Here is a 15,291-nt window from a genome sequence, read left to right on the forward strand (position 1 = left end):
GCTTACATCATTTGAGTCATGCCTTGGTTCTTCAAGTCACTTATCAGGTCTTTCAAGTGATCGTAGCGCTTGGCGTGAATCGGCCCCCAACTTGCCCGCTCGATAAAAAACTGACCGCTGGGGTCGCTTTGCACGGGGGTTCGGACAATTTCATCGTTTGAAGCACGATGGACCAGATGCACACGCCCTTCAGCCGCATTTTCAAGCCTGAACATACCGGGCTGGTTCAGCCGTTGACTGGTGTGTGCCGGGGTCATGGCTTGGGCTTTAGGTGGGGTGCCGGGAATGTCGATTTGTAGCCAATAGTCAGCGTTGAGCAGGGTGGCGTGCGGCTGCGTGCCTTCAGGTGCAACCACCACCCGCGTGTTCTGCCGAACCCCGTGACTGGTGCCGGGCGCGCTGTCGGAAATGCGCAGGCCGATGACACCTTCCAGTTCTGCCAGACCCGGCACGCCTTGGAAGGTATTGATGTGGGTGTTCCCCGTGAGGGCAATCCACTTGCCGCCGCCGATGCTGTCCTGATGAGCACGAATGATTTTGGATGCGAAGTAACTGAAAATTTCATAGCGAATGAGGTGTTTGTTCTCGCCGCGCAGGCCTTTAGTGTTGTAGCTGGCCATGCAATCAAGGGCCCTGATTTGAATACCGTGCCGTCTGGCTTCACGCACCAGCTTGCTGTAGGTGTAGGTACTCGACGTCAACATTTGATGGCCGGCATCCTGAGCTTTCAGAAACTCATCCAGAATGATGGGCATCTTGCCCGTTTTGAAAAAGTCGTCCAGCAAGGCTTGGTGGGCATCGGTTTGCAGATGCTCCAGGTACAGAGCTTTCACCTTGTTTTTAGCTAAGTCACCCATTTCGTCAATGAGGATTTTTTTGCCTCCTTGTTCCGAGTGCTTTTCGCCGATGACGATGCCGGGCGATTCTTCATGAAGGCGTTTTAACAGTTCTTTCGGGGAGGTGTTCACCGGTATTTCGGGGCGTGTGTTCCTGGATCTAATCACCTCTGTTTTAAAAAAAGCACGGGCGTCGGTCAGTAATTTTTGGCGAAAAGTTGCGAAGTACTGCCCCGTTCGGGTGATGTTCGGGTCGGCTACGATCCAGTTGGGGTCCAGCAACCCGGGTTGATGTTTGATCAGGTCTTGAACGTTGGCCTTGTGTTCGGCCGGCACATCGTAAGCGCTGTAGGTGATGCCCGGCACCTGCTCCGGTATCTGGGTGCTATCGCGCAGCAACGGCTCCCAGCGTTTTGTTCCGCTGGCCAAGCGATGCTTGATTTTCCAAAGACCCGATTCAAACCTGACCTTATAGGCCCCCCCAGCGCCGCTGCTCCCTGGCACTTGCAAGTACCAATTACGCCCTAGCCAGCCGCTATAGACCTCAAACACGTTGCCATCCTGATTGATATAGCGCTTGTTGTTGAGGCTATAAATACCGTCTGTATCGGGTGTATGACGGCTCAGGTCAATATCGCTGACGTGAGCGCTTTCTATGAGTCGTTCAATGCCGGTTTTTTGGCCGAGCAGCGGGCTGGTGATATCGACATCCCACAACCCGGCCGATGTTTCGCGCACGGGCGTGGCATATAGCGCATCGGGTCTACGTTCATCTTTCACCCGCCACACGTCATCGAGGTTGTCATAGTGCGAACGGTAGAGATGATCGTTGCTGTCTTTGACGTAATGGTCGGGTTGGCCATTACCTGTGGGCCTGGATTCATAAATGCCTGCGCCCAATTGCTCGCTGCGGCGCAGTGTCAGGTCTGCTCTGGGGCGGTTGCTCGCCGCGCCGGGACTCAGCGCTGCGGCGGGTAGTTTGATGCGTTGGCGGATGGCAGCACCGAACACCGCCGATCCGGCGAAATCAGAAGCGCCGTCGGTGAGGTGGGTGATCGATTGCAGAAAATGCAGCATCGCTTCGTGTTTTTCTTCACGTTGCAGGGCATCCACCCCTTGCAGCAGGGTGTAGATAAAACGCGAGAGGGCCACGGGAAGCAACACTTTGACCGGCAGAACAAAGGACACCACATCAATGATGTTCAAGGCAGTCTCTTTGGCCGTGTTCAGATTACTTTCCCAGGTGGAGGTTGATTGTTCATCGGCGTCACGAATGGCATGCAAGGCTTCGGTGTCGTACGACGCTTGCAGCATGTGATGGGGGATGAGTTGCAGTTGTACGTTTTTGTCGGTGAGCCTTTCGTCGAGCAAGGGCGTGATGTAGGCCTGTTGCGCATTGGTCACGCGGCGCAATACGTAATTACGCAAATAGGCCAATGACAACACTCGGCCCAAGTCGTTGCGTGAGCTGACGTTGATGAACCATCTCTGGTCGGGGGCTCCCGGCAGGTAGCAGATCAGCCGTGTTGAGCCGGTCGAACTGAACACCAGCAACCCTGGCAACGGTTTGTAACGCAGCATCAGTAAATGGACTTTGATATCGGCACCGTTGACCTTTGGCCGGTTTTTTTCAATCGGGTGATCCAGTGCTGCTTCAATCCATGCCACATGTTCTGCGGCCAAAGTTCCGGCCAGACGGGCTTCTATCAGGTCCAGCTTGAGTTGTGCATCACTCACGGCGACATAGCGTTCTTTACGCCAGCGTGCCTGTGCGGAGTTGACCAGCAGGGTGTTCAATAAGCTTTTGTAGTTTTGCCCTATATCCAAACGGCGAACGAGGGCTTTGAGGTAGGCGCGGGTGAGCACAGGATGGCGATTGCCGTTAGCGTCTGTGACCTGGGCCGTCAGGGCAAATGTCACGTCCCAGCTCCCGACATTGGCCAGCGCCAGTTCACAGAGGCTACGGCGGGTGGTGCGGTAGGTGATGGTCGGGCCGGTGGTATTGATGCTGGCGCCTGCGGCAAACCCTGAGCCTGACAGGGGATTAATCACCGGGCCGGATTGCAAAGCTTCTGTGGTGGCGATGTAAACGCTGTCGGGGTCGATATCCAGCCCATGATCCTTTTTGATTGCGTGCTTGAGCTGGATTCTGGCGTAGCCCAAGAGGGTGTTTCGGTGCCCGCTCTCTGCCAGCAGACGGCCGTCGGGCACCTGTGAAGCCCGGCGCTCCAGCGTCAGGCGCTCCACCGCCAGTCGCCATTGGCTTTTATCGTCGTCAGAGGCGGCTTTGAGCCAAGTGGGCAATTGGCTTTCCAGCAGTCGGGTATAGCGCGCGCTCAAGATGAGCTCGGGCTTGAGGACCCCACTGGCCAACAGGCAAGCGTCCACCCGTTCGGACAGTTGCTCGACAGTAAAGTCATCGCGATGGCTGCGCGCGTATATCCAGTCATAGGCCATATCGCGCTGTTGTTTATTGATCAGTTGTGCGCTGTAGAAGGTGTTGAAGTCTTCAGTGACGGGCAGGTACTCAAGTTGATCAAGCTCAAGGGCACGGCCCTGATCTTCGGCCAGTATGTAACTGAGCAGCGTCTGGCGTTGGGGGGCGTCTTTGAGGCGTGCACCCAACTCCTGGGAAAGGGCCTTGAATGACCCGAAAACTTCCAGGCCGCTGCTGGGCGTGAAGAGCACCAGTGTGCGGGCGGTGTCGTCTTGGTCGAGGTGCGGGGTGAGCAGGCTTTTATCGGTGATGATAAATACGCCGTTGAAGGCCACCCTGCGGACCTGAGGCTGGGCTTTCAAGGCCAGGGTATAAAAGCCATAAGGACTGGCAACCGGCGCAGGCGAACCCTCGCTTGGGCTCAACATCTGCGTGATTGCCTCTTTGGCAGGGCTGCTCAACGTGTTGTCTTCGTGTCGCAGTTCGGCTTCGCTCAGGATCAAGTTGCGTGAATAGGTACTCAGCCAATCGTTGGGCGTCGCGCCTCTGAAATCACTGTTGGGCGTGCGCCAGAATTCGGTCAGGGCATCTTTTACACAGAGGTCCAGGTTCTTAATTACGAAATCCAGGTATTTTTCCAGCCCGGCCAAGGTGATGCCGGTCGCAAGATCTTGTGTGTCCAGAGAATAGGCGTAGGTGTAAACGTTAGTTGCGCCTTGTACGAAGGTAGGTATCTGGTGTGTCAGATAGCATTCGTCAATCAACGAACTGATGGAGCGACTGATGATAACGGGCGATTGGCCGGGTTCTGCCGGGGCTTCGTAGCTGACGTATAAATAGTCGACGCAGCTGTCATCGGGCAACTGCGGGAAAAACACCCGTAACCGATGATCCAGAGACAAATCCAGGTTGGGCATGTTGTCGCTCAGGGTGCGCAATTCGCGCTCTGCCCCTTTGAGCCGTTCAAGGTGATGGGTCATACAGCGGTTCCTGTGAGCAAGCACACGCGGGAGAGCGTGCGACGGTATGCCCACAGGTAATCGCAGAACCTCTACGGGTTGGGCTTACATATTTATTGCCAGCGCAACAGGCTGCCAAAGGCGCTATAGCGCATGTTTGGCCATGAGGCGCTTGCTGGGCGAGTGTTTCAAACCTGAACAGACCTGGCGCGTGGAGCATTTGATGGGTCTACGCCCGAAACAATCCGGAGCGTGGCGAGGCTGTGCCGGAGATCTAACACCTTCGCTGCGACAGCGACAGTTGACGCTGGCGCCACAGTGACGAGAGTGCGCACATCAGGGGATGAATACCAACCCCTTCAGCCTGCGCAAGTCCTGCATCAAATGATGCAGAAACGGGTAACGCTTGTTGTGTACTTGCGGCCAGTTGTCACGTTCGATAAAGATTTTTCCGTCGTAGTCCGTCTTTATTGGCGTGCGCATTAGTTGGTTGTTATTTGAGCGGTGGATTAGCAGCGCTTCATGCTCCGCGGCGCTCTCAAATGTATAGGCGCCTATCTTGCCGAGTTTGGTTTGCAGTTGGATTTCGCTAAGAACGGGTCTTTTAGGGGGGGCGCCAGGAGTCGCAACTTCTAGCCAATAATCGCTTTTTAGCAGCGTGTATTTAGGGTTTTCCTTATCCGGGGTCAAGACCATGCCAACCTCTTTACGTAAGCCTGGATTGAACCCCGGGGCTACGTCACGAACATGCAGACCTATGGCACCTTCAAGCTCGGCCAGGCCCAGAATGCTGTCATGGGTGTTGGAGTGAGCGTTACCGGTGAGTGCTATCCATTTGTGCCCACCGGTTTGGGCCTGATGTGCGCGGATGGTGTGTGTCGCGAAATAACTGAATACTTGCTGGCGAATAAGTTCGTATGTCGAGCTTTCAATACCCTGAGGGTAGGCTGAAGCAGCACAGTCGATGGCTTTGACTTGTACGCCCCGTGCTCTGGCTTCACGCACCAAGCGACTATAGGTATAGGGTGTGTCAGGGGGCAGTTGTTGACCCCTGTCGAGCCTTTGCAAAAACAGATCAAGCTCGGGATGCAGAATGCCGGTACTGAAAAAATCGTCCAGATACGCTTGATGCATATCTGTTTGCAAATGCTCAAGGTAGAGGACTTTGACGTCTCGGCGGGCGAGCTCCGGCATTTGATCTATCAGGAATTTTTTAGGTGATATGTGGGCGTGCATTTCGCCGATGACAACACCCTGAGAGTGCTCGTAGAAACGGTCGAGCAGGGTGCCGGGCGTGACATCCGCGGGGATGTCAGAAGGCATGAAGCGTGGCCTTACAGGTGCTGTAGCCAAGAAGTCCTGTGCTTGTTTATAGAGTTTGTTTTTGAGCGCCATGAACACATTACCGGCCTCGTCGATGACTGGGTTCCCGGCGAAAGTGGTGTTGTCGAAAGCACGTTTACTGATCAAATATTGCAGCGCGCTTTTGTGTTCGTTGGGTATGTCGTAGGGGCTGTAATGCACGGACGATGTGTTTACAGAGGGCTGCGTGATGTTGTTGATCAACGGCTCCCATTTTTTTACGCCCTGCAGACGGTGTTTGATTTTCCACTGGCCTTCTTCGAATCGGACCTTGTAAAGGAATCGGTTTCGACTTGATTGACCTGGCACCTGTAAAAACCACTCAAATTCCAGCTCATTACTGACAACCTCGAAAACCACATTGTTTTGCGTGATGTAATGCCTTTGATTGACGTGGTAAACACCCCGGATATCCGGGGTCTGATGGGTGAGGTTGAAGTCATCGACTATGGCGTTTTGCACAATGCGGTCGATGCCGGGTTTAAAGTTGGCCGGTGTCGTCGCAGGGACAACATCCCAAAGCCCTTGCGAAATCTGACTGACGGGCCAGCGGTGCGGCGCTGCAGGATTACGCATGTCGAGGACTCTCCACAGTTGATCCACGTGGTCGTACTGGGCGCGGTACAGATTGCCTCTGCTGTCTGCAAGGTAATGTGATGTGTGGCCCATTGAGGTGTACTCGTACACACCTGCGTCATAGCGTTCCCCTTTGACCAGAGTGAGCTCTGCTTTTGAACGAGGGCTTACGGCGCTTGGATTCAAGCGGGTATGAGGTTGCCTGGCACGTTGGCGAATAGAGCGAGTGAACACGCTGGAACCGGCAAAATCCGAGGCGGCGTCGGTGAGATGAGTGATGGACTCCATGAACTGCAACAAGGCTTCGTTTTGTTCATCTCGCTGCAGGGCATCGATACCTTGCAGGATGTGATAGACAAAACGCACCAGTACGATGGGCAGCAGCACCTTGAACGGCAAGACAAAAGAGATGACATCGAGTGCGAACAGCGCTGTTTCTTTTGCGGTATTGAGGTTGCTTTCCCATGTTGACGTTGACTGTTCATCCGCATCCCTGATGGCATATAGCGCTTCAGATAAATATGCATCCTCGAACACGTTTTGCCTGATGGGTTGTAGTTGCAAGTTGGCGTCAGTCAACCCTTGCTCCAGCAGCGGTTTGATATAAGCCTGCTGCAGGGCGGTCACCCGGTTTAAAACATACTGGCGTAAAGAGGGGCGCGATAAGATCTCGCCCAATTCGTTGTGTGAGTGGGCAACTAAGAACCATAGGTTTTCCGGCGCGCAGGGGGTGTAGCACAGCAAGGTTTTCGACGCTGATGAGCTGAACACCAGCACACCTGGCAATGGCTTGTAGCGCAGCATCAACAAATTGACGGTGATGCGCTCGCTGTGGCTCAAGGGGTTCGAGTGAGGGGCCAGCGCTGCCTGAATCCATGCCGCCTGATCGCCAGTCAGTGTCCCGGCCAGCGTGGCTTCCAACAGATCCAGTCGAAGTTGGGCCTCATAAAAAGCGATATAGCGGTCCTTGCGCCATTTGGCTTGTTCGGAATCGATCAGCAAATGTTTGAGGTGATTTTGGTAATGCGCGCCAATGTCCAGTTCGCGCACCAGTGCTTTTACGTAGCTGCTGGTCAGAATCGGATGGTTAACACCTGCAGCGTTCGTAACCCGGGCCGTCAGGGCGAAGGTGGTATCCCAGACGCCGACATTGGCCAACGCGAGTTCGCTCAGGGTGCGCCGGGTAGTGTGATAGGTAATAGGTGGTCCGGTTCTATCCAGGCTGACCCCTGCGGCAAACCCGGATCCGCCTGGCAGGATTAATGGGCCGGTTTTAAGGGCTTCAGTGGTCACAATAAAGAGGTCGTCGGGGTCGACGTCAAGACCGTGATCCGCTTTGATGCTTTGCTTGAGCTTAAGCCTTGCATAGCCGAGCAAGGTGTTTCTTTGCCCGGCCTCGGTGATTGGCTGACTGTCGGCCATCTGCGAACCTTGCCATTCATGATGCATGCGCTCCACCGCCAGACGCCATTGGGTCTTGTCGGTGTCGGACGCTGTCTTGAGCCAGGTCGGCAGTTGGCTTTCCAATAGTCGGGTATTGCGTGATCGCAGAATGCTACCAGGATCCAGAATGCAGCCCGTGGTCAGGGCATCGTCGATGTCACCACTCAACTGCTCCAGGGTCATCGTTTGTGGGCGTTCGCGAGTCAGTGCCGTGTTTACATCCCGCATTTGTTTCTCAATTAATGCTGAACTGTAGAACGTCGCGAAATCTGGATTGGCAGGTTGAAGTTGAACATTTTTAAGCGACAGGGCGTTCGCTCTGTCTTGGTTAAACGTGTAGGCGAGCAATGTTTGGCCGTGGTAGCGATCGTCAAGCCGCTCACTCAACTCTTGAATCAGGGCTTTCAATGAGTCAAAGGCTTCCAGGCCGTTGGCGGGTGTGTAAAGCACGACCCTACGTGCCGTTTCATCTTCATCAGGCAAAGCCATTGGCAGGTTGTTGTCCGTGACGACAAACACGCCATTGAGGGCGACGTCGGGCAGGCCGGATTCATCCGTCAGAGACACGGTATAAAAGCCGATTGGCCGGGCTTGCCCGGTGGCCGGGGCGAATGCTTGGTCGATGACGTCCTTGGTCTGCGAGTCGAGCGTTTTGTCTTCAAGGCGCAGAGCCGCTTCGGCCAAAATCAGCTGTTGAGTGAAGTGAGACAGCCAGTTTTTGGGCGTGAGCTGGTCAAAATCATCACTGGGTGTTTGCCAAAATGCTGTCAAAGCCTCTTCAACGCACCGATCCATGTTGTGCATAACAAACTCAAGGTATTTTTCGAGTGCTGGCAGGCTTATTTCCGCGACTCGATGCCGCTCATCTAGCGTGAAATCCAGGTTGTAAACATGAGTTGATCCCTGAACGAATGTCGGCACCTGGCGTGTGACGCAGCACTGATCAATGAGCGCGTACAGGCTTTGACTGGTGATGACGGGTGCCTGACCGCGCGCGGAACTCAGTTCTTGATTGACATGCAGAAAATGGATGCAACTGTCTTGGGCAAGCTTCGGGAAAAATACCTGCAGTCGATGATCCAGCGACAGTTCGAGGTCTGGAGTATTGAGTGCCAGTTTCAGAAAATCGTGACTGAGACGTTTAAACGTTGCCAAATGATCGGACATACGCAGTCTCCTATGGGTTGCCGCGTGCTGACTGCACGCCAAGGCGTTGTCACAGGAAATCGCAATACCTCTTCGAGTTGGGCCTATATATGTCTGTTGTTAAAAGAGTGAATGCCCCAGTCGTGAAGGCAGGGCGCGGAAAATCGCACACAGTCATTTGCGCGCGCTTTACGCTATAATCCCGCCCTTTAGTTGTTTCTGCGCTTTGCGCGCAGCACACCCTTTTTTCAGGCGCCCGCCGCCTGCCTGCATTTTTAAGAGGCTAATCCAGTGGCATTGACGATTCTTGGCCTGTCCGGCGCCCTTAGCCATGATCCCTCAGCAGCCCTCTATATCGACGGCAAGCTGGTAGCGGCGGCTGAAGAAGAGCGCTTCGTACGCGATAAGCATGCAAAGAACCGCATGCCTTATGAGTCCGCAAAGTTTTGCCTTGAGCAAGCCGGTATCAAACCTTCCGACGTTGACGTGGTAGCGATTCCGTTCGCGCCGATCAGCTTGTTCGGCAAGGCACGCTGGCACTATGCCAAGCGTTACTGGTACGCCCCGGATCGCGCTCTTGACGCGATTCTGATGGGTAACCGTCGCTACAAGCGCTATCGCAACAAGATTGTGTTCTGCCTTGAGCAACTGGGTTTTGATCCGAAGAAAATCAAGATCGAACCCGTTGAACACCACTTGGCTCACGCCTCCAGCGCTTACCACTGCTCCGGTTTCAAAGAGAAAACCGCGATTCTGGGTATCGATGGCAAGGGCGAATACGCCACGACGTTCTTCGGTTATGGCGAAAACGGCAAGATCACCAAGCTCAAGGAGTTCTTCGATCCTGACTCATTGGGTGGCCTGTATGGCGCGATTACCGAGTTCCTCGGTTTCGAGATGCTCGACGGTGAGTTCAAGGTCATGGGCATGGCGCCGTACGGCGACGCCAGCAAATACGATTTCTCGCGTCTGGCTTCGTTTGAAAACGGCGAACTGGTGATCAACACCGAGTACGCCAACGTCATCGGCCTGCGCCGCTACAAAGAGAACGGCAAGGGGTTCTACTTCTCGCCAAAACTGATCGAGTGGCTGGGGCCAAAGCGCGAAGGCGATATCGCCGACGAGCCTTACATCCACTACGCGGCCAGCATGCAAGCGCTGTTTGAAAAGCTGTCGCTGCAAATGATTGATTACTATCTGGGCGACATTCTCAAAGAGACCGGCAAGTTGGCTTTTGCCGGTGGCTGCGCGTTGAACGTGAAGCTGAACCAGAAGATCATTGCCCGTCCTGACGTGAAAGAGCTGTTCGTTCAGCCTGCATCCGGTGATGCCGGCACGGCGGTCGGCGCGGCGGCCTATGTGTCACACGCACGTGGCGTGCCGGTCGAGAAGATGGAGCATGTCTACCTCGGCCCTGCGTACAGCAACGAAGATGTGATCGCAGCGTGTGCCCGTCATCCGGGCAAGCCTGCCTGGCGCAAAATCAACAACACCCCTGAGAACATCGCCAAGATCATGGTCGACGGCAATCCAGTGGCGTGGTTCCAAGGCCGTATGGAGTTCGGTCCTCGTGCGTTGGGCGGGCGTTCGATCATTGGCTGCCCAAGCAGCTCGGGCGTGGCTGACCGGATCAACGAGCAGATCAAGTTCCGCGAGCGTTGGAGGCCTTTCTGCCCGTCGATGCTCGACACCGTGGCCCCGCAGATGATCAAGGTCGATCATCCGGCGCCGTTCATGACCTTCACCTTTGAAGTGGCTGAAGAGTGGAAGACCCGCGTGCCTGAGGTTGTGCATGAGGACGGTACGTCCCGCGCCCAAGTGCTCAAGCGCGAATATAACCCGCGTTACTACGACATGATGAAGGCGCTTGAAGTCTTGACCGGCAACGGTGTGTCGCTCAACACCTCGCTCAACCGTCGCGGCGAGCCGATGGTTTGCTCGCCGACCGACGCGTTGAACATGTTCTTCGGTTCCGATCTTCAGTACCTGATCATGGAAGACATTCTGGTCGTTAAAGAAGGTGCGCCGACTTATGAATCGCTCGACTGAGCGTCATGTGCTGCAGTTCTGTCACGGCTATGACGGGCCGTTTCTGGACTGTGCGCGCCAGTACGCCAGCCTGTTTGCAGGCAGCGGGTATCGCGTCACTACGGTCTTTCTGACTGGGGCGGCCGATCCCGAGGTGGCCGAGGGCTGCGCTTCTGACGAAGTGCTGTTTATGGAATTCAGCTCCAGGGACATCCGTGGCCTGAAGCTGGGTGCCATCCGCAAGCTGCGAAACATCGCAGCTTCACGCGATTTCAGCTTTTGCATCGCCCATCGCTTCAAGCCGGTGTATGTCGCGTTGTTGGCGACGCGGTTGCCGGTGATTGGTGTGCATCATGCCTTTGGCGACTATCAGCGTCGCAGCCGCAAGCTGCTGGCGCACCTGTTCCGCAAGCGCTTGAGCCTGCTCGGTGTGTCCAATGCCGTGCGCGACGATATGCGTAAAAGCTTGCCCAAGTGGCCGAAAGGCCGCATCAACACGCTGTATAACCGTATCGATATCGATGCCGTTCAAGACGCGCAGCTGCCTCGTCTGGAGGCTCGTGAAACATTAGGCCTGCCTGATGATGCCTTTATCGTGGGCAACGTTGGGCGCCTGCATCCGGACAAAGACCAGGCCACGCTGATTCAGGGCTTTGCCAAGGCTTTGCCGACTTTACCTGAAGGCAGCTTACTGGCGATTCTCGGCAAGGGCCGTCTGGAGCAAGACCTCAAAGAGCTGGCGAACGAACTGGGCATTGGCGATCAGGTTAAATTCCTGGGCCAGATTCCCGAGGCTCGTCGTTATTTCCGTGCGTTTGACGTATTTGCCCTCAGTTCCGATCATGAACCCTTTGGCATGGTGCTGCTTGAAGCCATGGCGGCTGGCGTGCCTTTACTGGCGACTGCCTGCGGCGGAGCCATCGAAGTGGTTGAAGGCGTGGGTATTCTGTTCCCGTTGGGCGATGCCGAACGTTTGGCCCAAGGCCTGCAACATCTGGCCATGCTCACCGAAGAGCAGCGTGAAGACTGCGCCGAGCGCATGCTGGGCCGTCTGCATGAGCGATTCAGTGATGAAGCCGTTCGCGATGCGTTTTGGCGCTTGCCGCAAGTCACCGACCTGACTGCGGAGTCTTGATGCTCAATCGTTTTCAAAGCTGGCGTGAGCGTGGCTGGAGCGTGATTGACGCTTCAGCTTACGCCGATGCCTGGCAGCGTTTTGGCGGCAGCGTCGCGACCCACCCTATGGTTGTTGAGCGCTTGGCGCAGTTGGCCGGGATCCCGGTGCGCTATCTGGCGTGGGAGCAAGGCGGCGATCTAAAAGCGGCTATCCCGACCTGGGGGCGGGATTTGGCCTTGTCCAAGGACGTGCTCAAACGTCAGGGCAAAAAAGGCCTGTTTGACCTCGGTAATGCCGAGATTATCTTGCCTGCGGCGGCTGATGCAGCCGCGCCGTTACGTCATCGTGGCCGTTATTTGTCGCAGCTCAATGAAGGACGCTTCAGCCACCTGGTGCTGCAAGCCGAGCAATTGGCGATGTCACGCACTCCGGAAGAGCTGTCGAAGAAATTCCGTTACAACCAAAGGCGTGAATTGCGTTTGCTGGAAGAGGCCGGCGGCGTGATTCGTCCTGTTAGCGAGCTGTCCAGCGCCGAACTGGCAACGATCTACTGCGATCTGTTTCTGCGCCGTTGGGGGTTTGTAGCGACCGGGGCCGAGCGTATGGCCGAGGTGATCGAGTTACTGCGCGAACTGTTGATCGGTTCGGTGATTTACCTCAATGATGCGCCGATTGCCATTCAGTTGGTGTATCGGGTCGAGTCGCCTCAATGGATCAGCGTCGAGTACGTCAATGGTGGTGTAGACCCCGAAACACGAGCCTTCAGCCCCGGTAGCGTGTTGAGCTTTCTCAACACCCAATCCGCTTGGGAGCAGGCGCGCAACGTTAATAAACCTCTGCGTTTCTCGTTCGGCCGTGCCGACCGAGAGTACAAGGAGCGTTGGTGCAACCCGGTGCCCGTCTATCGAGTGTGAGTCGAGGCAACGTAAAACTGGCAGGCGCCGGCAGTCAGCGCCTGCTACGGGACACATTACAAGAGCCATTTCATGAGCCAACCTGTCAGTCGCAAGCAACAACTCCTTAAACGTCATCGGCGAAACAAACGGTTTGGCCTGCTGGTGGCCTTATTGGTGTTAGTCGCCTGTGCCGTGCTGTTGCCTTGGTGGGTAACCGTTGCGGTGGTGGTTCTGTGCTGGGTGGCCCATGAAGCCTGGTTTGCCGACCATCTGTTTTACTCCCCGAAGGGTGATTACCAGTATCAGTTTCCTGCGGGCAGCCAGCGACCCGGGGTCAGACTGGAAAAGGGCCGATTGCATACGGATCAGCCGCTCTGTCTGGTCGGCGACGAAACGATCATTCTTGCGCTCAAGGTTAAAAGTGGTTGGCTGGGGCGCTTTATCGACCCGTCTGTAAACCTTGCGGGCGGCGAGACAAGCGATCGGCAGACCTTCGAACGTGGGGTCAATGGCCTGCGTTATCTGAATTTGAGTGGCAATGCTTCAGCGCTGAGCGCTGGAGCACTGCGTCTTCGCGGACATTGTTGTCGTTTTCACACCCCGCAGCTGTGGGTTTTTCGCGAACCTGATTACCGTCAGCAGCGGGTCATGGTCATTGCGCCTCACGCCGACGATGCCGAATTGGCGGCCTATGGGTTATACAGCCAGGCTAAAGACGCCTGGATTGTCACACTGACGGCAGGCGAAATCGAAACTGAGCATTATCAGGACATGGGGCTGGGGCATGTGGAAGCTGCGCGTCTAAAAGGGCGTCTGCGCGCATGGGACAGTTTGGCTGTACCGCGTTGGGCGGGCGTACCCGAAACCCACTGCGCGCAGCTGGGCTACTTTTGCATGCAACTGCAGGCCATGCAGGCAGCGCCAGACGAACCGATCGCTTCTCGCGAAGCTGATCTGTGCGATACGCGTCTGTTCCGCCAGTTCAACGCGTTCCCGCTGCCCGGTGATAGGGATGGTGCGCCTACCTGGAACAATCTGTTGGCGGACTTGCGTGCACTCATCGCGCAGGCTCGCCCCGAGGTGATCGTTTTACCGCACCCGACACTGGACCCGCACCCGGATCATGTCTGCGCACAGATGGCAGTATTTGAAGCGCTTCAAGGGCTTGAGTGGCAGCCGCTCACTGTTCTGGGGTATGCCAATCACTTGCACGACAATGACCGCTGGCCGATGGGCAATAGCGGGGATGGGATCGCCTTGCCCCCGGTTTTCGATCCTGAACAGGAGCTGCAGCCCTACAGCGTGTCGCTGAACCTCGCCCAACAACGCGACAAAGCGATGGCGCTGGGCATGATGCACGACCTGCAACCTCGCGCGCCGTTCAAACGGCGGCTTCGGCGTCTGATACAAACGCTCTTGGCGGGCAGAAAGCCCTCGCCTTACGGCGAAAATGAATTCTTTCGTAAAGCCGTGCGCCGCCATGAGCTGTTTTGGCGCCTTGCGGCGCCGCAAGGAAAACCATGAAAGTTCTATTTCTAGTACAGAAAGACCAGCGGGCCATTCTGGATCGCTTGTATGAAGGTGTTGCGGCGCATTGCGACTGCGATATCCGCTGGCTGAGCAGTGATGAGCAGCGCCATCTGCGCCGCTATTTCCATCGTGAGGTCGATGTCACCCGTTATGACCGGATTGTTTTTTTTCTGCGCTTCAAGCAGGAGATCCGTCAGGTGGGCTTTATCCGTACGTTGCCGAATCTGGTGATTCTTGAGCACGACGCTTACCAGAATTACATCGAATGCAAGTACACCGGCAAATTCAGTGCGCATTACCGGCAGTTGCCCTGGGCTCGTGTCATCAGTTCGGGCTTTATGGTCACTCAGCGCCTGCGCAAGGAAGGCTTTGACGCTGTTTTCGTGTCTAAAGGGTACGATCAGACGTTGCTGCAGGACTTCGGGCGCGAACGCGACATTGAACTGGCTTTTGTCGGCAGCACTAACAGCGTGGCCTACAGTGGTCGCAAAGCCTTGCTTGACGAATTGGCCAGTGTTGAGCCGCTAGTGGTGACACGCACCAAGTCCGGCGATGAATACCGTGACACCCTTAACCGAATCCGCTTTTTTGTCAGTGCGGATGTAGGCATGGGTGAATACATGATCAAGAATTTTGAAGCGATGGCCTGCGGTTGTGTGCTGCTGGCCTTTGATCAGGGCGAAGAAGAAAACCGCGCGCTGGGTTTCGAAGATATGCAAAACGTGGTTTTTTACCGAACCATTCCCCAGCTGCAGGAAAAACTCGCCCGTTTGCGCAGTGATCCGCAGTTAGCCGAGGCCATTGCTCGTCGAGGGCGTGATTTGGCTGTTTCAGGTTACAGCTTTGCACGCATTGGCCAACGTATCGTTGAGGCATTGCAGCCGCCTTTACGGCCTCATCCACCGCTGTCCTGGTGGGACCGTGTGCGTTTGAAATCAGGTATTTAAGACCCGCCTAACAA

7 protein-coding genes are annotated in these 15,291 nt (G+C 55.6%); 5 read left to right on the forward strand and 2 right to left on the reverse strand.

Features of this window, described 5'->3' with window-relative positions; genetic code table 11:
- Positions 1-2 precede the first annotated feature (2 nt).
- Together ACI7MX_RS04020 and ACI7MX_RS04025 are read right to left on the reverse strand one after the other, a co-directional pair.
- On the reverse strand, positions 3-4,253 hold the full coding sequence (locus tag ACI7MX_RS04020) for a dermonecrotic toxin domain-containing protein (RefSeq protein ID WP_405585118.1): 4,251 nt from the start codon (positions 4,251-4,253) through the stop codon (positions 3-5).
- 315 nt (positions 4,254-4,568) lie between these two features.
- The gene (locus ACI7MX_RS04025; protein WP_405585121.1) at positions 4,569-8,780 is read right to left on the reverse strand and encodes a dermonecrotic toxin domain-containing protein; all 4,212 of its coding nucleotides are present in this window, start codon (positions 8,778-8,780) and stop codon (positions 4,569-4,571) included.
- Between the two features lie 270 nt (positions 8,781-9,050).
- Here ACI7MX_RS04025 and ACI7MX_RS04030 point away from each other — a divergent pair, with 270 nt between their 5' ends.
- From ACI7MX_RS04030 to ACI7MX_RS04050, 5 genes are all read left to right on the forward strand, one after another.
- Positions 9,051-10,808 carry a carbamoyltransferase gene (locus ACI7MX_RS04030; RefSeq protein WP_314484311.1) on the forward strand — a complete coding sequence of 586 codons (1,758 nt, stop codon included), beginning with the start codon at positions 9,051-9,053 and terminating at the stop codon, positions 10,806-10,808.
- Positions 10,792-11,922, forward strand: a complete 1,131-nt coding sequence (locus ACI7MX_RS04035; RefSeq protein WP_405585125.1) for a glycosyltransferase — start codon at positions 10,792-10,794, stop codon at positions 11,920-11,922. Before ACI7MX_RS04030 ends, ACI7MX_RS04035 begins: the two co-directional genes overlap by 17 nt.
- Positions 11,922-12,818, forward strand: coding sequence for a GNAT family N-acetyltransferase (locus tag ACI7MX_RS04040; RefSeq protein ID WP_314484317.1), 897 nt, complete (start codon positions 11,922-11,924; stop codon positions 12,816-12,818). Before ACI7MX_RS04035 ends, ACI7MX_RS04040 begins: the two co-directional genes overlap by 1 nt.
- Before the next feature lie 72 nt (positions 12,819-12,890).
- On the forward strand, positions 12,891-14,324 hold the full coding sequence (locus tag ACI7MX_RS04045; RefSeq protein ID WP_405585129.1) for a PIG-L deacetylase family protein: 1,434 nt from the start codon (positions 12,891-12,893) through the stop codon (positions 14,322-14,324).
- Entirely contained in the window at positions 14,321-15,277 is a 957-nt protein-coding gene (locus ACI7MX_RS04050) for a glycosyltransferase (RefSeq protein WP_405585132.1), read from the forward strand. Before ACI7MX_RS04045 ends, ACI7MX_RS04050 begins: the two co-directional genes overlap by 4 nt.
- The last annotated feature ends 14 nt before the right edge of the window (positions 15,278-15,291 follow it).

The sequence above is a fragment of the Pseudomonas sp. 2024-210 genome (assembly GCF_045062345.1).
GTDB lineage: Bacteria > Pseudomonadota > Gammaproteobacteria > Pseudomonadales > Pseudomonadaceae > Aquipseudomonas.